The organism is Pseudomonas sp. lyk4-TYG-107, assembly GCF_030209055.1.
Lineage (GTDB): Bacteria > Pseudomonadota > Gammaproteobacteria > Pseudomonadales > Pseudomonadaceae > Aquipseudomonas > Aquipseudomonas putida_A.
Genome location: NZ_JARVST010000001.1, coordinates 235,927 through 252,251, shown reverse-complemented (window position 1 = coordinate 252,251; position 16,325 = coordinate 235,927). Strand labels below are relative to the sequence as shown.

Annotated in this window: 19 protein-coding genes; 6 read left to right on the top strand and 13 right to left on the bottom strand. The window is 61.5% G+C overall.

The annotated features are described in order from the left end of the window. Window positions 1-5 precede the first annotated feature (5 nt). From metX to QRN61_RS01085, 5 genes are all read right to left on the bottom strand, one after another. Entirely contained in the window at window positions 6-1,145 is a 1,140-nt protein-coding gene (metX, locus tag QRN61_RS01105; protein ID WP_027610576.1) for a homoserine O-succinyltransferase MetX, read from the bottom strand. A gap of 187 nt (window positions 1,146-1,332) precedes the next feature. Beyond that, window positions 1,333-1,626 carry a DUF167 domain-containing protein gene (locus tag QRN61_RS01100; RefSeq protein ID WP_095137544.1) on the bottom strand — a complete coding sequence of 98 codons (294 nt, stop codon included), beginning with the start codon at window positions 1,624-1,626 and terminating at the stop codon, window positions 1,333-1,335. Beyond that, complete coding sequence (locus QRN61_RS01095) at window positions 1,623-2,213, bottom strand: YggT family protein (RefSeq protein ID WP_027610578.1); 591 nt, start codon at window positions 2,211-2,213, stop codon at window positions 1,623-1,625. Before QRN61_RS01095 ends, QRN61_RS01100 begins: the two co-directional genes overlap by 4 nt. 10 nt (window positions 2,214-2,223) lie before the next feature. Then, complete coding sequence (gene proC / locus QRN61_RS01090) at window positions 2,224-3,042, bottom strand: pyrroline-5-carboxylate reductase (protein ID WP_183784819.1); 819 nt, start codon at window positions 3,040-3,042, stop codon at window positions 2,224-2,226. A 28-nt stretch (window positions 3,043-3,070) separates the two neighbouring features. Next, on the bottom strand, window positions 3,071-3,757 hold the full coding sequence (locus tag QRN61_RS01085) for a YggS family pyridoxal phosphate-dependent enzyme (protein ID WP_096795759.1): 687 nt from the start codon (window positions 3,755-3,757) through the stop codon (window positions 3,071-3,073). 56 nt (window positions 3,758-3,813) lie between these two features. Here QRN61_RS01085 and QRN61_RS01080 point away from each other — a divergent pair, with 56 nt between their 5' ends. Then, window positions 3,814-4,848 (top strand): type IV pilus twitching motility protein PilT, encoded by a 1,035-nt coding sequence (locus QRN61_RS01080; protein ID WP_003229114.1) that lies wholly within the window; start codon window positions 3,814-3,816, stop codon window positions 4,846-4,848. 143 nt (window positions 4,849-4,991) lie between these two features. Here the strand turns inward: QRN61_RS01080 and QRN61_RS01075 are convergent, their stop codons facing one another. Then, window positions 4,992-5,618, bottom strand: coding sequence for a C40 family peptidase (locus tag QRN61_RS01075; protein ID WP_285373027.1), 627 nt, complete (start codon window positions 5,616-5,618; stop codon window positions 4,992-4,994). Between the two features lie 248 nt (window positions 5,619-5,866). On the opposite strand from QRN61_RS01075, the gene QRN61_RS01070 reads away from it, so the two are divergent. Next, window positions 5,867-6,298, top strand: a complete 432-nt coding sequence (locus tag QRN61_RS01070) for an NINE protein (protein WP_007964113.1) — start codon at window positions 5,867-5,869, stop codon at window positions 6,296-6,298. A 152-nt stretch (window positions 6,299-6,450) separates the two neighbouring features. Here the strand turns inward: QRN61_RS01070 and QRN61_RS01065 are convergent, their stop codons facing one another. The 7 genes from QRN61_RS01065 to gshB all read right to left on the bottom strand — a co-directional run bounded on the left by QRN61_RS01065 (window position 6,451) and on the right by gshB (window position 12,500). Further along, window positions 6,451-7,722 (bottom strand): dihydroorotase, encoded by a 1,272-nt coding sequence (locus tag QRN61_RS01065; RefSeq protein ID WP_258676952.1) that lies wholly within the window; start codon window positions 7,720-7,722, stop codon window positions 6,451-6,453. Further along, complete coding sequence (locus QRN61_RS01060; RefSeq protein WP_003229107.1) at window positions 7,719-8,723, bottom strand: aspartate carbamoyltransferase catalytic subunit; 1,005 nt, start codon at window positions 8,721-8,723, stop codon at window positions 7,719-7,721. The genes QRN61_RS01065 and QRN61_RS01060 overlap by 4 nt, the downstream gene beginning before the upstream one ends. 28 nt (window positions 8,724-8,751) lie before the next feature. Continuing rightward, window positions 8,752-9,258, bottom strand: a complete 507-nt coding sequence (gene pyrR, locus QRN61_RS01055) for a bifunctional pyr operon transcriptional regulator/uracil phosphoribosyltransferase PyrR (protein ID WP_027610583.1) — start codon at window positions 9,256-9,258, stop codon at window positions 8,752-8,754. An 81-nt stretch (window positions 9,259-9,339) separates the two neighbouring features. Then, window positions 9,340-9,777 (bottom strand): Holliday junction resolvase RuvX, encoded by a 438-nt coding sequence (gene ruvX / locus QRN61_RS01050; protein ID WP_096795757.1) that lies wholly within the window; start codon window positions 9,775-9,777, stop codon window positions 9,340-9,342. Beyond that, window positions 9,777-10,349, bottom strand: a complete 573-nt coding sequence (locus tag QRN61_RS01045) for a YqgE/AlgH family protein (protein ID WP_041063515.1) — start codon at window positions 10,347-10,349, stop codon at window positions 9,777-9,779. The genes ruvX and QRN61_RS01045 overlap by 1 nt, the downstream gene beginning before the upstream one ends. 172 nt (window positions 10,350-10,521) lie before the next feature. Continuing rightward, the gene (locus tag QRN61_RS01040; RefSeq protein WP_007964106.1) at window positions 10,522-11,421 is read right to left on the bottom strand and encodes an energy transducer TonB; all 900 of its coding nucleotides are present in this window, start codon (window positions 11,419-11,421) and stop codon (window positions 10,522-10,524) included. A 107-nt stretch (window positions 11,422-11,528) separates the two neighbouring features. After that, window positions 11,529-12,500, bottom strand: coding sequence for a glutathione synthase (gene gshB / locus QRN61_RS01035; RefSeq protein ID WP_027610584.1), 972 nt, complete (start codon window positions 12,498-12,500; stop codon window positions 11,529-11,531). A gap of 225 nt (window positions 12,501-12,725) precedes the next feature. Here gshB and pilG point away from each other — a divergent pair, with 225 nt between their 5' ends. From pilG to QRN61_RS01015, 4 genes are all read left to right on the top strand, one after another. Continuing rightward, the gene (gene pilG, locus QRN61_RS01030) at window positions 12,726-13,130 is read left to right on the top strand and encodes a twitching motility response regulator PilG (RefSeq protein ID WP_003229093.1); all 405 of its coding nucleotides are present in this window, start codon (window positions 12,726-12,728) and stop codon (window positions 13,128-13,130) included. Between the two features lie 60 nt (window positions 13,131-13,190). Further along, a complete protein-coding gene (pilH, locus tag QRN61_RS01025; protein WP_025109154.1) occupies window positions 13,191-13,556 on the top strand; it encodes a twitching motility response regulator PilH in 366 nt (121 codons plus the stop codon). Between the two features lie 10 nt (window positions 13,557-13,566). Further along, window positions 13,567-14,106, top strand: a complete 540-nt coding sequence (locus QRN61_RS01020; protein ID WP_007964098.1) for a chemotaxis protein CheW — start codon at window positions 13,567-13,569, stop codon at window positions 14,104-14,106. 154 nt (window positions 14,107-14,260) lie between these two features. After that, window positions 14,261-16,315, top strand: coding sequence for a methyl-accepting chemotaxis protein (locus tag QRN61_RS01015; RefSeq protein ID WP_027610585.1), 2,055 nt, complete (start codon window positions 14,261-14,263; stop codon window positions 16,313-16,315). The last annotated feature ends 10 nt before the right edge of the window (window positions 16,316-16,325 follow it).

The window sequence follows — 16,325 nt, the reverse complement described above, 5'->3', positions numbered from 1 at the left end:
CTTGTTCACACCGTAATTCGGTTCATGTAATTGCCGAACGCCTGCAAATAGCGCGGGATCGGAATCAGGAAGGCGTCGTGGCCCTGTGGCGCGTCGATTTCCAGATAGCTGACGTCTTTGCGTGCCGCCATCAGCGCGTCCACCAGCTCCCGCGAGCGGGCCGGGGAGAAGCGCCAGTCGGTGGTGAACGACATCACGCAGAACTTGGCGGTGGCGTTTTCGAAAGTTTTCGCCAGGTTATCGTCGAAGTTCGCCGCCGGATCGAAGTAGTCCAGTGCCTTGGTCATCAACAGATAGGTATTGGCGTCGAAACGCCCGGAGAATTCTTCGCCCTGATAGCGCAGGTAGCTCTCGACCTGGAACTCGACGCTATGGAAGTCGTAGTTGAGCTTTTCACTCTTCAGGCCACGGCCGAATTTCTCGCCCATGGAGTCGTCGGACAGGTAGGTGATGTGTCCGACCATCCGCGCCAGCATCAGCCCGCGCTTGGGGATCACACCTTGTTCCTGGAACGAACCACCGTGGAACTCCGGGTCGGTGAGGATCGCCTGGCGCGCCACTTCGTTGAAGGCGATGTTCTGCGCCGACAGCTTGGGGGCCGAGGCGATGGCCAGGCAGTGGCGCACGCGATCCGGGTAGGTGATGGTCCACTGCAGCGCCTGCATGCCGCCCAGGCTGCCGCCGATGACGGCGGCGAACTGACGAATGCCGAGCAGGTCCGCCAGACGCGCCTGACTGTGCACCCAGTCTTCCACGGTGAGCACCGGGAAGTCCGCGCCGAACGGCTTGCCGGTCTCCGGGTTGATACTGCTCGGGCCGGTGGAGCCGTTGCAGCCGCCCAGATTGTTCAGGCTGACCACGAAGAACTTGTTGGTGTCGATCGGTTTGCCCGGGCCGATGCAACTGTCCCACCAACCGGGCTTGCGGTCTTCGGCGCTGTGATAGCCGGCGGCATGGTGGTGCCCGGACAACGCGTGGCAGATCAGCACGGCGTTGCTCGCCTGCGCGTTCAGCGTGCCATAGGTTTCGTAGATCAGGTCGTAGGCGGGCAGCGAACGGCCACAGGCCAGGGCCAGAGGTTCACTGAAGTGCGCCGTTTGCGGCGTCACCAGACCAACAGAATCGGGGGGAAAGGCAGCTGGCATCGACCCTGCTCTCGTTGAAATGAGGCGTAAGTCTAAAGACCGGGGGGGTTAGCGGCAAGCAACGTTGGGGCTCAGATGTCTTCGCTCTGGGCCGAGGTGCAGCCATTCGCGAGCAGGCTCGCTCCCACAGGGGATTGCATTCCAGTGTGGGAGCGAGCCTGCTCGCGAATGGGGGCGACTCGGTGGATCAGGCTGGACGCACCAGATCAGGCAACTCCGGCAGCTTCTTCGGCGCACAGATCTTCACCCGTTTCTGCCGGTTCAACTCGCCGCTGAGCAAACTGACCTGGCTTTTGGAAACCCCAAACGCCTTGGCCAGAAAGCCCATCAGATACGCATTGGCCTTGCCCTCGACCGGCGGCGCGGTGAGGCGGATCTTCAGGCGGTCACCGTGCAGCCCAGCGAAATCATCGCTGCGGGCTGCCGGTTGCAGATGACATTCGAGGATCAGATCGTCCCCGTCCCAGCGAAACCAGCTCACATCAGCAGGCGCAGGATTTCCGGCATCATCGTCATCGCCGCCAGATTGTTGATCACCAGCATGTCGATCAGCTTCAGCGCCAGGAAGGCGAAAATCGGCGACAGGTCCAGACCGCCGAGGTTCGGCAGAATCTTGCGGAACGGTGCCAGCGCCGGCTCGCAGATCTGGTTCACCAGTTCAGCACCCGGGTTGTGGCTGCCCGGAGCGACCCACGACAGGATCACGCTGATGATCAGGGCGAAGAAGAAAATCTTCAGGAACAGCGCGGTCACGCCGATGATCGACCAGATGAACAGTTGCAGCGGGTTGCCGGTGGTGCCGTAGGTCAGCAGCAGGGTCAGGGCCATCAGGGCCAGTTGCACCAGAATCGCCAGCACCAGCGAAGACATGTCGAGGCCGAAGATGCTCGGGATGATCCGGCGCAGCGGCTTGAGCAGCGGCTGGGTAGCCTTGACCACGAACTGGCACAGCGGGTTGTAGAAGTTCGCGCGCACCAGTTGCAGGACGAAGCGCAACAGCACGATCAGCAGGTACAGGCTGCCGAGGGTTTGCAGCACGTAAACCGCTGCGGTGTTCAATCCAATCATGTAAGGCTCCTTATTTGCCCAGTTGTTCGGCCATTTCGGCCGAGCGGTGCGCGGCGGCGCCGAGTGCTTTTTCTACCAGGGCTTCGAAGCCGTTAGCCTGGAATGATTTGATCGCGGCCTCTGTGGTGCCATTTGGCGACGTCACGCGGCGGCGCAGTTCGGCAGCGTCGACATCGCTGGATACCGCCATGTGCGCGGCGCCCAGCGCCGTTTGCAGGGTCAGTTGCTCGGCGATTTCCTTGGGCAGGCCGAGTTTGACGCCGGCAGCGGTCATCGCTTCGATCAGCAGGAAGAAGTACGCCGGGCCGGAGCCGGAGACGGCGGTCACCGCATCGAGTTGCTGTTCTTCGTTCAGCCACAGCGCGATGCCCACAGCGGACAGCAGCTCTTCAGCCTGCTGACGCTGCTCGGCGGTCACTTCGCTGGTGGCATACAGACCGCTGACGCCCTGACGCAACAGCGCCGGGGTGTTGGGCATGCAGCGCACGATCGGCTGCTCGCCAAGCCATGCGGTCATGCTCGCGCAGGTGATGCCGGCGGCGATCGACACCACCAGTTGCTGCGGTTTCAGACTTGGGCGGATGGCTTCGCACACAGCTTTCATCGCCTGTGGCTTGACCGCCAGTACGATCACGTCGACGCCGTCGATGGCCTGGGCGTTGTCGGCGAAGGTTTCGATGCCGTGTTCGGCGCCGACGCGTTGGCGGGTCTCTTCGCCCGGATCGCTGGCGCGAATCTGGCTGGCTTGCAGACCCTTGGCCCGCAGGCCGCCGATCAGGCTGGCGGCCATGTTGCCGGCACCGATAAAGGCAATGCGTGTGTTGCTCATGTCAGGTCCTTTTTCAGATGGCTGTCGGTCATTGCTGACCGTAATCTCTGGCGCCAAACAGCGCGGTACCGATCCGCACCCACGTGGCGCCTTGAGCGATGGCCGACTCGAGGTCGTGGCTCATGCCCATGGAAAGTGTGTCGAGCGGCAGATTCAGGCTGGCCTGCAAACGTTGCACGGCAGCAAAAGCGGCATCTTGTTCGGCGCGATCTTCGGTCGGCTCGGGAATCGCCATCAGCCCGCGCAGTTTCAGCCGGGGCAGGGCGCTGATGGCCTCGGCCAGCGCCGGCAGGTCGGCCGGGGTGCAGCCGGACTTGCTGGCCTCACCACTGACGTTGACCTGAATGCAGATGTTCAGCGGCGGCAGCTCGGTCGGGCGCTGCTCGGACAGGCGTTGGGCGATTTTCAGGCGATCCACGGAGTGCACCCAGTCGAAATGCTCGGCGATGGCGCGAGTCTTGTTCGATTGAATGGGGCCGATGAAGTGCCAGATCAAGGGCAGGTCGGCCAGTTCGAGCTGTTTGCCCAGGGCTTCCTGCAGATAGTTCTCGCCAAAGTCACGCAGGCCGGCGGCGTAGGCTTCACGCAGGTCCTGCGCCGGTTTGGTCTTGCTCACGGCCAGCAACTGGATGCTGTGTTCATCGCGGTTTGCAGCTTTGGCCGCTGCCTGGATACGCGAACTAACCTGAAGAATGTTGTCTGCTATCGTGGACATCAAGAGGCGCCGGCGGTCTGAAGGTTCGCGGCATTCTACTGGAATTGAGGGACGCTATGGATATCACTGAACTGCTGGCGTTCAGCGCCAAACAGGGCGCTTCCGACCTGCACCTGTCGGCCGGTCTGCCGCCGATGATCCGCGTCGATGGCGATGTGCGGCGGATCAATCTGCCGGCGCTGGATCACAAGCAAGTGCACGAATTGATCTACGACATCATGAACGACACCCAGCGGGTCGACTTCGAGAAACACCTGGAAACGGATTTCTCGTTCGAAGTCCCCGGCGTGGCGCGCTTTCGGGTTAATGCGTTCAACCAGAACCGGGGCGCCGGCGCGGTGTTCCGCACCATTCCCTCGAAAGTGCTGAGCATGGAAGACCTCGGCATGGGCGACGTCTTTCGCAAGATCACCGATGCGCCGCGCGGGCTGGTGCTGGTGACCGGGCCGACCGGGTCCGGCAAATCGACCACGCTGGCGGCGATGATCGATTACCTCAATACCCATCGCCATCACCATATCCTCACCATCGAAGACCCGATCGAATTCGTCCACGAATCGCGCAAATGCCTGATCAATCAGCGCGAAGTCCATCGCGATACCCGCAGCTTCGCCACGGCGTTGCGCTCGGCGCTGCGCGAAGATCCGGATGTGATCCTGGTGGGTGAGATGCGCGACCTGGAAACCATTCGCCTCGCACTGACCGCTGCCGAGACCGGGCATCTGGTGTTCGGCACGCTGCACACGACGTCAGCCGCCAAGACCATCGACCGTGTTGTCGATGTGTTCCCCGGCGACGAGAAGTCCATGGTCCGTTCGATGCTGTCGGAGTCGCTGCTGGCCGTGGTGTCGCAGACGCTGATCAAGAAGATCGGCGGCGGGCGGGTCGCGGCGCACGAAATCATGCTGGGAACATCGGCGATCCGGAACCTGATCCGCGAAGACAAGGTGGCGCAAATGTATTCGGCGATTCAGACCGGAGGGTCGTTGGGGATGCAGACACTCGACATGTGCCTGAAGGAACTGGTGACCAAGGGCTTGATCAGTCGCGAGCATGCGCGGGAAAAGGCGCGTACGCCGGATAATTTCTGAGAGAGGCTTGTGTTGCTTTCACTGGCCTCTTCGCGAGCAAGCCCGCTCCCACATTGGATCTGTGTCGTTCACAAATCAAATGTGGGAGCGGGCTTGCTCGCGAAGGGGTCAGTACTGCTTGAGCAGATTCCGGATCAGTCGACTCAGCGCTGAACTACACGCATCTGCTTGCCAGCCGGTTCTTTCGGCAGCACGCGCTTGGCAACTACGTAATGCTGTTCCCAGTACGGCTTGTTCAGCGTATCGATGCTCACCGCTTTGCCACGGCGTGGTGCGTGGATGAAGCGGTCGTTGCCCAGGTAGATGGCAACGTGGTTGACCCGACGGCTCTTGATGTTGAAGAAAATCAGGTCGCCCGGCTTCAGATCCTTGCGTTCGACTTTCTCGCCATGCCCGCTGGCCATCGCGTTGGAAGTGCGCGGCAGGTCGAATGTGGCGTCGTTGAACGCATATTTCACCAGCCCGCTGCAGTCGAAGCCTTTACTTGGGCTGCTGCCGCCCCAACGGTAAGGAGTACCGAGGACGTTCACCGCACGGCTCAGGACGTTGCTGCTTTCCTTGTTGGCCATCGGTGGCACCAGCTTGCCGTGATTCTTGCTGGAGAGCGTGGTGTGTTTCGTTTGTTTGCTGCTCTTGCTCGAAGGAGCCGAAGCATGGGATTTAGGGGTGAAACCGTTAACGTTGGGAAGACGTTGCTCACGATTGGTGGCGTGGGCGGCCAGTGGCATTAATAGGCAAATAGTTAGCCATGTCTTGAAAAATGGTCGCATTAGGCGTGGCTCTTATGTGTTGGCGCGCAACTTTATAACAGCTTTTTTGTCCCTTCCGAGGCCGTTGGTCGATTCCATCGGAGGGCAACGGAACCAAACAAGCGGCAAACGGACGCAATTGTCGGACAGAAGTCCGGTGCTATAAGGCTTTGACGGACGACACGGTAACATTTGCCGTACGTCGGCTACATGTAAAAAAGTCACAAAGAATTAAAGAAAATTTATCTATCGTGTGAATCGAGGTCTTCATGAACCGCTATCAGCAGGTCGCTGCACCGCAGGATACGCACAGCAAAATCATCGGTTATCTGCTGTGGATTTTTGGTTTCACCGGCGCTCACCGCTTCTATTACGGCAAACCGGTGACCGGGACGATCTGGTTCTTCACCTTCGGTCTGCTGGGCATTGGCTGGCTGATCGACGTGTTCCTGATCCCGGCAATGGATCGCGAGGCGGATCTGCGTTTCACCGCAGGGCCGATCGAATACAACGTGGCGTGGATTCTGCTGACGTTCCTGGGCGTGTTCGGCGTGCACCGGATGTACCAGGGCAAGTGGATCAGCGGGTTGCTGTATCTGCTGACCGGCGGGTTGTTCTTTATTGGTGTGCTGTATGACTTCTGGACGCTGAATGATCAGGTTTCGGTGCGTAACGCGCAGAATCGCGGCGCCTTTCAGTAACCTGTGGCGAGGGGATTTATCCCCGATGGGGCGCGTAGCGGCCCTAAAACATTCAACCGCGGAGGAACTGAATCACCGCGGTTGTAGATTGAGGGCTGCTGCGCAGCCCATCGGGGATAAATCCCCTCGCCACAATGTCCCTCAGCAGCCGGTTACGCCTGGTGACTGATCCGCCCGTCCACCAGCGTATAGCGCACCACACCCGGCAGGGTGTGACCGAGGAACGGACAGTTCTCGCCCTTCGACAGCCAGCCTTCACCGGCCACGGTGGACGCCTTCGGATCGAACAGTACGATATCCGCCGCACCGCCCACCGCCAGTTTGCCCGCCGGCAGACGCAGTGCATCCGCAGGCCCGGCACTCAGGCGCGCCAGCAGGGTCGGCAGATCCAGCAAACCATCCTCAACCAGCGTCATCGCCAGCGGCAGCAGCAACTCCACACTGCTGATGCCCGGCTCAGTCGCGCCGAACGGCGCCAGTTTGGCGTCGCGCTCATGCGGCTGGTGATGGCTGGAGATCGCCGAAATCACCCCGGACTTCACCGCTTCACGCAGGCCGTCGCGGTCGGCGCGGGTGCGCAGCGGCGGTTGCACGTGATACAGGCTGCTGAAGTCGATCAGCGCTTCATCGGTGAGGATCAACTGATACAGAGCGACATCCGCCGTGACCTTCAAACCACGGGCCTGCGCCTGAGCGATCAGGGCCACGCCGCGTGCGCTGGTCAGTTGGCTGAAGTGCGCGCGCACGCCGGTCTGCTCGACCAGCAGCAGATCGCGGGCCAGAGCCACGGTTTCCGCGGTTTCCGGAATCCCCGGCAGGCCGAGGAAACTGGCGACCGCGCCTTCATGGGCCAGACCGCCATCGGCCAGATCGTGATCCTGCGAATTGAAAATCACCGTCAGGTCGAAGGTCGCCGCGTATTCCAATGCCCGGCACAGGGTGCGGGTGTTGCGGAAACTCTCCAGACCGTTGCCGAACGCCACACATCCGGCGTCACGCAGCGCCACCAGTTCAGCAAGCTGCTCGCCGTCCAGACCTTTGCTCAGCGCGCCAATCGGAAACACCTTGGTGTTGCCGGCCTCACGGGCGCGGTCGAGGATCAGTTCGGCCACCGCCGAGGTGTCGAGCACCGGTTTGGTTTTCGGCGGGCAGCACAGGCTGGTCACGCCGCCAGCCGCCGCGGCGCGGGTTTCGCTGGCGATGCTGCCTTTGCGGCTGTAGCCCGGCTCGCGCAGAGCCACGTTAAGGTCGACCAGGCCCGGTGCTGCAACCAGACCGTTGGCGTCGATGGTTTCCACAGCGGTGAAACCGGCCGGTGCGGCGCCGAGGGCGACGATCTTGCAGGCTTCAACGTGAATGTCGGTGATTTGATCCAGACCACTGCTTGGATCGATGACGCGGGCGCCGAGAATGCTGAGCTTCACTGGGCGTTCTCCTGCTCGAATTGACGTTGCGCTGTTTGCCCGCTCATGGCCATCGACAGCACGGCCATGCGGATGGCGATGCCGTAGGTGACTTGATTGAGAATCACCGAGTGCGGGCCGTCGGCCACCGCGGACTCAATCTCTACCCCACGGTTGATCGGCCCTGGGTGCATGACGATGCAATCGGGTTTGGCCCCGGCCAGACGCGCGGTGGTCAGGCCGAACAGGCGGTAGAACTCGCCTTCGCTCGGCAGCAGGCCGCCGGTCATGCGCTCACGCTGCAGGCGCAGCATGATCACCACGTCGACGTCCTTCAGGCCTTCGTTCATGTCGGTGTAGACCTTGACGCCGTACTGCTCGATGCCGATCGGCAGCAGGGTCTTCGGCGCGATCACGCGGATGTCCGGGCAACCGAGGGTCTTCAGGGCGAGCATGTTCGAACGCGCCACACGCGAGTGCAGGATGTCGCCGACGATCGCCACCGAGAGGTTTTCGAAACCGCCCTTGTGCCGACGGATGGTGAGCATGTCGAGCATGCCCTGGGTCGGGTGCGCGTGCCGGCCGTCGCCGCCGTTGATGATCGCCACCTGCGGGCAGACATGCTCGGCGATGAAGTGTGCGGCGCCGGAATCACCGTGGCGCACGACGAACATGTCGGCGGCCATCGCTTCGAGGTTGCGCAGGGTGTCGAGCAGGGTTTCACCTTTGCTGGCCGACGAGGTCGACACGTTCAGGGTGATCACGTCCGCCGACAGCCGCTGGGCCGCCAGTTCGAAGGTGGTGCGGGTGCGGGTGGAGTTTTCGAAGAACACGTTGCACACGGTCTTGCCGCGCAGCAACGGGACCTTCTTCACCGCCCGGGCACCGACTTCGAGGAACGAGTCGGCAGTGTCGAGGATTTCCGTCAGCAACTCGCGGCGCAGGCCGTCGAGCGAGAGGAAGTGGCGCAGCTGGCCCTGATCATTGAGCTGCAGCGGGCGCTTGGTATCTAGAGGCGTCATCGCGAGGGGGACTCTCAATAAGGGCGGGTTAGGAATTCAGGTCTTGCAGTTCGAGCGTCAGCGGCTCCGGGCCGGACAGCTTGACCCGCTCATTGGCGGCCAGCGACAGCGTCGCGCCGACCACGTTCGGGCGGATCGGCAGCTCGCCGGCGTCCAGGTCGAGCAGGCAGACCAGGGTCACGCTGGCCGGGCGGCCGTAGTCGAACAGTTCGTTCATGGCGGCGCGGATGGTCCGGCCGCTCATCAATACGTCATCGATCAGCACCAGATGCTGGCCTTCGATCTCGAAGGGCAGGGCCGAGGGGCGCACTTGCGGGTGCAGGCCGTTCTGGCTGAAGTCGTCGCGGTAGAAGGAAACATCCAGCGTGCCCAATGGCGCGTCGCTGGCCAATTCCTTGAGCAAGGCCTGCGCGACCCAGATGCCGCCAGTGCGGATGCCGATGTAACGCGGTTCGCTGATATCACGCTGTGCAAGGTGCGCCTTGAGGCGGGTCGCCATCTGGCTGATCAGATCGGCGGGATTGGGCAGGCTCATGGTTGCTCCTTCGTGATTCCGAGCCGCGTCCTGCCGGACGTGGCTGGGTTTATAACCAAAAGAAAAGCGCCGAAGCGCTTGTCAGGATTCAAACAATCCAGTGTTTTCGTCGAGCCAGCCCTGCAGCAGCAGGGCGGCGGCGATGGCGTCCACCGGGTTGTCGCGGTAACTGCCTTTCTGCCCGCCGCGCACCAGTCGCTCACCCTTGGCCTCAAAGGTGGTCAGGCGTTCGTCGTGGGTATAGAAGGGCACATTGAAGCGGCCATTGAGGCGTCGGGCGAATTTCTCCGCGCGCAGGCACATCTCGCTGGGCGTACCGTCCATGTTCAGCGGCAGGCCGACCACCACGGCGTCGGGTTTCCATTCCTTGAACAGCGCTTCGACCTGATTCCAGTCGGGCACGCCGTTCTGCGCTTTCAGGGTGCACAGCTCACGGGCCTGGCCGGTAATCACCTGGCCGACCGCAACGCCGATCTGTTTGGTGCCGTAGTCGAAGCCGAGAATCAGGCGCAGGGCCATCAGGCGTGCCCCGCCTGACTGGTCAGCAGGCTGAGGTTGATCCCCAGATGCCGTGCCGCCGCTTCCAGACGCAGCTCGCTGCTGGTGTTGAACAGGATGTCGGCGTCGTACGGGCAGGTCAGCCAGGCGTTGTCGGCCAGTTCAGCCTCCAGTTGCCCGGCTTCCCAACCGGCATAACCAAGGGTGATTACGCTTTTCGCCGGGCCTACGCCGTCGGCGATGGCGAACAGCACGTCCTGCGAGGTGGACAGCGCCAGATCACCGTCCAGTTCGACGGTGGCCTGAAAGGTCTTGCCCGACGGGTGCAGGACGAAACCGCGATCAGTCTGCACCGGGCCACCAATGAAGATCGGCACATGCTGGCACAGCGCTGGCGGATCGATGTCCGGGCGCAATTGCTCGAGAATGTCAGCCAGATTCAGCTCTTGCGGTCGATTGACCACCAGCCCCATGGCGCCATTGGCCGTGTGCTCGACGATGTAGGTCAAGGTGTGGGCAAAGTTCGGGTCGGCCATGTGCGGCATGGCGATCAGGAAGTGATGCTTGAGGTAGCTGGGGCTGACGTTTTTCATGAGCGATAGTGTGGCGTTCAAGGGGCGAACTGACAAGCTGGAGATGCAGGTGACACACCGATGCAATGTGGGAGCGAGCCTGCTCGCGAAAGCGGTGTGTCATTCAATATTGATGTAGCTGATCCGCCGCATTCGCGAGCAGGCTCGCTCCCACAGGGGTTTTGCGGTGTTCTTAATTGCTGGAGAGCTTGTCGCCCCGGGCGAATTTCCAGGTGCGGATGATTTCCAGTCGGTCGATATCCGACAGATCGCCGGTAAACGGCGCAAACGGTGCCGCCAGTCGGACGATGCGCTGCGCCGCCTGATCCAGCAACGGCTGGCCGGACGATTCCAGCACCAGCACTTCATACAGCGAGCCGTCGCGGTTGATCGAGACCATCAGCCGCAGGTTGCCGTAGATCTGCTTGCGCCGAGCTTCCTCGGGGTAATTGAGGTTGCCGATGCGCTCAACCTTCTTGCGCCAGTCATCCTTGTACCAGGCGCCCTTGTCGCGCATGGTCGAGGCCGCGCTCAAGCGGTGAATCCGCGGGCGCTTGGCGTACAACTGTTGTTCGTTGGCCAGTTCCGCTTCGAGGCTGGCGATGTCGCTGGACAGCTGTGAACTGTCGAACGTCGGCGCGTTGACCGCAGGTTTGGTCTCGGTTTTGGTTTCTTCTTTCTTGGTCGGCGCCTTTTGCTGTTTCGGCGCCACGGTGGTCACCGCAGCCTTGGGCGCCGCTTCGCGTACTTCCGGTTTGGCGGCCGGGGGCGGGGTGACCTTCTTGACCTGATTGTCCTGGAACGGCGCGACCTCGGTGGTCTTGGGAATCGCCTTCTTGTCCAGGGTGCCGCTGCCTTCCTGGTTTTCCTGAGCGAGGAAATCAGCCTTTTTCGGCTTGGTTTCGCTCTTGAAGGTGGCGAGGGTGATTTCCAGGGTTTTGCTGATCTGCTTGGGTTCGACCATGGTAAAGCCGACGCCGAGCAGCAGCGCCAAATGAATCAGCGCCGCGAGAAACAGGGTAAATCCGAGGCGATCGGCCGGGCGCACGCCACGGTGGGCGAGTTCTGCGGGCAGATCGGACGGGAGGGTCATGACAAGAAAACCAACATCGCGTTTTTCAGAGGCTGCGCATGATAACGCAATGTTGGTTTCGCGCCTTGGGCTTCACGCTTCAAGCGACAAGCTGCATGTGACACACGTCAAGCTTGCGGCTTTTTGCCGGCGGCTTGCAGCTTCTTGTCGATCGCGTCCATCAGCATGCCGCCGATATCGGTACCGAAAGCGTTGTCGATTTCGCGGATGCAGGTCGGGCTGGTGACGTTGATTTCGGTGAGGTTTTCACCGATCACGTCCAGACCGACGAACAGCAGACCTTTCTCGCGCAGGGTCGGGCCGACCTGGGCGGCAATCCAGCGATCCTTGTCGGTCAACGGCCTTGCTTCACCACGACCACCGGCCGCGAGGTTGCCACGGGTTTCGCCTTGCGCCGGAATTCGCGCCAGGCAGTAATCCACCGGCTCACCGTCGATCATCAGGATGCGTTTGTCGCCGTCCTTGATTGCCGGCAGGTAGGCCTGGCCCATGATCTGCTGATTGCCGAGGGCGGTCAGGGTTTCCAGAATCACCGACAGGTTCGGGTCGCCGACGCGGTGACGGAAAATCGAAGTGCCGCCCATGCCGTCCAGCGGCTTGAGGATTACGTCGCCATGCTTGGCGGCGAATTCACGCAGCACATCGGCGCGGCGGCTGACGATAGTTGGCGGCGTGCACTGCGGGAACAGCGTGGCGAACAGTTTTTCGTTGCAGTCGCGCAGGCTCTGCGGCTTGTTGACCACCAGCACGCCAGCGGTTTCGGCCTGTTCCAGCAAATAGGTGGAGTAGACGAACTCCATGTCGAACGGCGGATCCTTGCGCATCAGGATCACGTCGAGGTCGCTCAGCAGGTTGTCCTGCTCGGCGTCCAGTTCGAACCATTTTTCCGGGTTGGCGAAGACTTTCAGCGGCTTCATGCGCGCCCGGGCCTGACCTTCGGCCTGATACAGGTCGCGCTGCTCCATGTAGAACAGTTCCCAGCCACGTTTCTGCGCGGCCAGCAGCATGGCCAGCGAGCTATCCTTTTTATAGGAAATGCTGGCGATAGGGTCCATGACAATCCCGACGCGAACGCTCATTGGGTTTTCCTCGACAATTGGCTACCGGATCGGTATTGAAAAAGTGCCGCCAGAGTGGCGCTGGCAGGGTTTTCGGTCAAGGAAAAACCCGTCGATAGATTGCATCTGGAGACTGTGCTAAAAAGGCTGGCATAGCGTGCTGGCCCTTGAGCATCAAGGGTTTCCAGCCATTACTCATCGCAAAACGGACAATTTGATTCGCAAAGGCGACGGTAGAGCCCTCTTATGGAACAGCAGTCCAGCGCCTTGAAGGTCATGGTGATCGATGACTCGAAAACGATTCGTCGCACCGCCGAAACGCTGTTGAAAAATGTGGGCTGCGAAGTCATCACGGCGATCGATGGCTTCGACGCTTTGGCGAAGATCGCCGACCACCACCCCGGGATCATTTTTGTCGACATCATGATGCCGCGTCTGGATGGTTATCAGACCTGCGCTTTAATCAAGAACAACAGTGCGTTCAAGGCCACGCCGGTGATCATGCTGTCGTCGCGTGACGGGCTGTTCGACAAGGCCAAGGGGCGGATTGTCGGTTCTGATCAATTTTTGACCAAGCCTTTCAGCAAGGAAGAACTGCTCGACGCGATTCAGGCCCATGTTCCGGGCTTCGCCGCCGTTTTGCCGCAGTAAGACACGTACAGTGACGCTCGGCCAGCGGGCCGGGTGTCGACAAGAAAAATGGGGAAGACCATGGCACGTATCCTGATCGTCGATGATTCGCCGACTGAAATGTACAAACTCACCGGCATGCTGGAAAAGCACGGCCATGAAGTGCTCAAGGCCGAAAACGGCGCCGACGGCGTGGCCCTGGCCCGTCAGGAAAAGCCTGACGCGGTCTTGATGGACATCGTCATGCCCGGCCTCAACGGCTTCCAGGCTACCCGGCAACTGACCAAGGATGCCGAGACCAGCCACATCCCGGTGATCATCATCACCACCAAGGATCAGGAAACCGACAAGGTCTGGGGCACGCGCCAGGGCGCGAAGGATTACCTGACCAAACCGGTCGAAGAAGACATGCTGATCAAGACCCTGAACAACGTGCTGGCCGGTTGATCGCGCGGCCATGAACCAGTCGCTGACCGCGTTCGAGCTGCTGTGGCAGATCGACCAGCGCTGCCGTCTGCTGGCGGCGGACCTGCCGTCGCAGCCCGGCCGTCAGGATCGCTGGAGCGGCATCGGTTTTCGCCTCGGCGAGCATTGGTACGTGACGCCGATGGGCGAAGTCAGCGAAGTGCTGCACGAACCGCGTTGCACGCAGTTGCCCGGGGTCAAGCCGTGGGTCAAAGGGGTGGCTAACCTGCGTGGGCGCTTGCTGCCGATCATGGACCTGTGCGGCTTCTTCGGCCATGAGCTGTCGCCGCTGCGCAAACAGCGGCGGGTATTGGTGGTGGAGCACAACGACGTGTTCGCCGGGCTGCTGGTTGATGAGGTGTTCGGTCTGCAGCACTTCGAGCAGGACAGCTTCGAACCGATCTCGATCAGCAAACGCCAGGGTTCCAAGGCCGAGTTCGTCAAAGGCTATTTCCGGCGTGAGCAGAACTGGCGGGTGTTCAGCCTGTTTGCGCTGGCCAAATCGCCAGTGTTCATGAGCGTCGCAATTTAGTCGAAACACCACCCAAACCTGTGGGAGCGGGCTTGCCCGCGATGGCGTCAGATCAGTCGCCATAGATGTCGGATGTGCCGGCCTCATCGCGGGCAAGCCCGCTCCCACAGGGTTTTCGGTGAGCTTTAAATGGCGCGGGAATAGGCGAGGACCGATGACAAAAGCAAAAACAGGCAAGTCGGCAGAAGGATCGCGCAGTCGCTCGCAGATCATCGTGCTGTTCATCGCACTGATCGTGTTCATCATGCTGCTGTTCGCCAACTTCGCCTACCTCAACACCCAGGCCAACTACGACAAGCAGTACATCGGCCACGCCGGTGAGCTGCGCGTGCTGTCGCAACGCATCGCCAAGAACGCCACCGAAGCGGCTGCCGGGAAGTCGGCAGCGTTCAAGCTGCTGAGCGATGCGCGCAACGATTTTGCCCAGCGCTGGGGTTACCTGAAGAAGGGCGATCCGGCCACCGGCCTGCCGCCCGCGCCGGCCACCGTGCGCCCGGAAATGCGCGCGGTGCAGCTGGATTGGGAACGCCTGCTGAAAAACACCGACGCGATTCTCTCCAGCGAGCAGACCGTGCTCTCGCTGCATCAGGTCGCCGCGACCCTGGCTGAAACCGTGCCGCAGTTGCAGATCGAATACGAAAAAGTCGTCGAGATCCTCCTGCAGCGCGGTGCGCCAGCTGCGCAGGTGGCGATGGCCCAGCGCCAATCGCTGCTGGCTGAACGCATTCTCGGCGCGGTTAACACCGTGCTCGCTGGCGACGAGAATTCGCAGCAGGCTGCCGATGCGTTTGGCCGCGACGCCACCCGTTTCGGCCAAGTCCTCAACGGCATGTTGCAGGGCAACCCGACCCTGAAAATCAGCCAGGTCGAAGACCGTGATGCCCGTGCGCGGCTGAGTGAAATTTCCGAGCTGTTCCAGTTCGTCTCCGGCTCCGTGGATGAAATCCTCGAAACCTCGCCGGAGCTGTTCAAGGTCCGGGAGTCGGCGAGCAATATCTTCAGCCTGTCGCAGACCCTGCTCGACGAAGCCTCACACCTCGCCAGCGGTTTCGAAAACCTTGCCGGCGGGCGCAACACCGACACCATTGGCGGCTACGTGCTGGGCTTGCTGGCGCTGGCTTCGATCATCCTGATCGGCATGGTCATGGTTCGTGAAACCAACCGTCAGTTGCGCGAGACCGCCGAGAAGAACGAACGCAATCAGAACGCGATCATGCGCCTGCTCGATGAGATCGAAGACCTCGCCGACGGTGACCTGACCGTGACCGCCTCGGTGACCGAAGACTTCACCGGGACCATCGCCGATTCGATCAACTACTCGGTCGACCAACTGCGCGATCTGGTTGCGACCATCAACCTCACCGCCGGCCAGGTCGCCGCCGCCGTGCAGGAAACCCAGGCCACCGCCATGCACCTGGCCCAGGCCTCGGAACATCAGGCGCAGCAGATTTCCGAAGCCTCGACCGCAATCAGCGACATGGCTCAGTCGATCGATCAGGTCTCGGCCAACGCCGCTGAATCCTCGGCGGTGGCCGAGCGTTCGGTGGAAATCGCCAACAAGGGCAACGAGGTGGTGCACAACACCATCCACGGCATGGACAACATCCGCGAACAGATTCAGGACACCGCCAAGCGCATCAAGCGTCTGGGCGAGTCGTCACAGGAAATCGGCGACATCGTCAGCCTGATCGACGACATTGCCGACCAGACCAACATCCTCGCGCTCAACGCGGCGATTCAGGCCTCGATGGCCGGGGATGCCGGGCGCGGCTTTGCCGTGGTCGCCGACGAAGTGCAGCGGTTGGCCGAACGTTCGTCCGCCGCCACCCGGCAGATTGAAACCCTGGTGCGGGCGATTCAGACCGACACCAACGAAGCGGTGATTTCCATGGAGCAGACCACCACCGAGGTGGTGCGCGGCGCGCGTCTGGCGCAGGATGCCGGTGTGGCCCTGGAAGAAATCGAAGGTGTATCGAAGACCCTTGCCGCGCTGATTCAGAGCATCTCCAACGCGGCGCAGCAGCAGACCTCGTCGGCCGGGCAGATCTCGCTGACGATGAACGTGATCCAGCAGATCACCACGCAGACCTCGTCCGGCTCGACCGCCACCGCTGAGAGCATCGGCAACCTGGCGAAAATGGCCAGTCAGCTGCGCCGTTCGGTATCCGGTTTCACCTTGCCGTCGGCGTCCGCGACGGATAAGGCTTGAGTGGAGTGGT

What these genes read in the sequence shown, in the direction of transcription:
- QRN61_RS01020 (WP_007964098.1), top strand. Translation starts at nt 13,567, where the DNA reads ATGAACCAGTCGCTGACCGCGTTCGAGCTGCTGTGGCAGATCGACCAG.
- pyrR (WP_027610583.1), bottom strand. Translation starts at nt 9,258, where the DNA reads ATGAGCCTGCCCAATCCCGCCGATCTGATCAGCCAGATGGCGACCCGC.
- proC (WP_183784819.1), bottom strand. Translation starts at nt 3,042, where the DNA reads ATGAGCAACACACGCATTGCCTTTATCGGTGCCGGCAACATGGCCGCC.
- ruvX (WP_096795757.1), bottom strand. Translation starts at nt 9,777, where the DNA reads ATGGCCCTGCGCCTGATTCTCGGCTTCGACTACGGCACCAAACAGATC.
- pilG (WP_003229093.1), top strand. Translation starts at nt 12,726, where the DNA reads ATGGAACAGCAGTCCAGCGCCTTGAAGGTCATGGTGATCGATGACTCG.
- QRN61_RS01015 (WP_027610585.1), top strand. Translation starts at nt 14,261, where the DNA reads ATGACAAAAGCAAAAACAGGCAAGTCGGCAGAAGGATCGCGCAGTCGC.
- QRN61_RS01080 (WP_003229114.1), top strand. Translation starts at nt 3,814, where the DNA reads ATGGATATCACTGAACTGCTGGCGTTCAGCGCCAAACAGGGCGCTTCC.
- QRN61_RS01045 (WP_041063515.1), bottom strand. Translation starts at nt 10,349, where the DNA reads ATGAAAAACGTCAGCCCCAGCTACCTCAAGCATCACTTCCTGATCGCC.
- QRN61_RS01060 (WP_003229107.1), bottom strand. Translation starts at nt 8,723, where the DNA reads ATGACGCCTCTAGATACCAAGCGCCCGCTGCAGCTCAATGATCAGGGC.
- QRN61_RS01095 (WP_027610578.1), bottom strand. Translation starts at nt 2,213, where the DNA reads ATGATTGGATTGAACACCGCAGCGGTTTACGTGCTGCAAACCCTCGGC.
- gshB (WP_027610584.1), bottom strand. Translation starts at nt 12,500, where the DNA reads ATGAGCGTTCGCGTCGGGATTGTCATGGACCCTATCGCCAGCATTTCC.
- QRN61_RS01085 (WP_096795759.1), bottom strand. Translation starts at nt 3,757, where the DNA reads ATGTCCACGATAGCAGACAACATTCTTCAGGTTAGTTCGCGTATCCAG.
- QRN61_RS01070 (WP_007964113.1), top strand. Translation starts at nt 5,867, where the DNA reads ATGAACCGCTATCAGCAGGTCGCTGCACCGCAGGATACGCACAGCAAA.
- QRN61_RS01040 (WP_007964106.1), bottom strand. Translation starts at nt 11,421, where the DNA reads ATGACCCTCCCGTCCGATCTGCCCGCAGAACTCGCCCACCGTGGCGTG.
- pilH (WP_025109154.1), top strand. Translation starts at nt 13,191, where the DNA reads ATGGCACGTATCCTGATCGTCGATGATTCGCCGACTGAAATGTACAAA.
- metX (WP_027610576.1), bottom strand. Translation starts at nt 1,145, where the DNA reads ATGCCAGCTGCCTTTCCCCCCGATTCTGTTGGTCTGGTGACGCCGCAA.
- QRN61_RS01075 (WP_285373027.1), bottom strand. Translation starts at nt 5,618, where the DNA reads ATGCGACCATTTTTCAAGACATGGCTAACTATTTGCCTATTAATGCCA.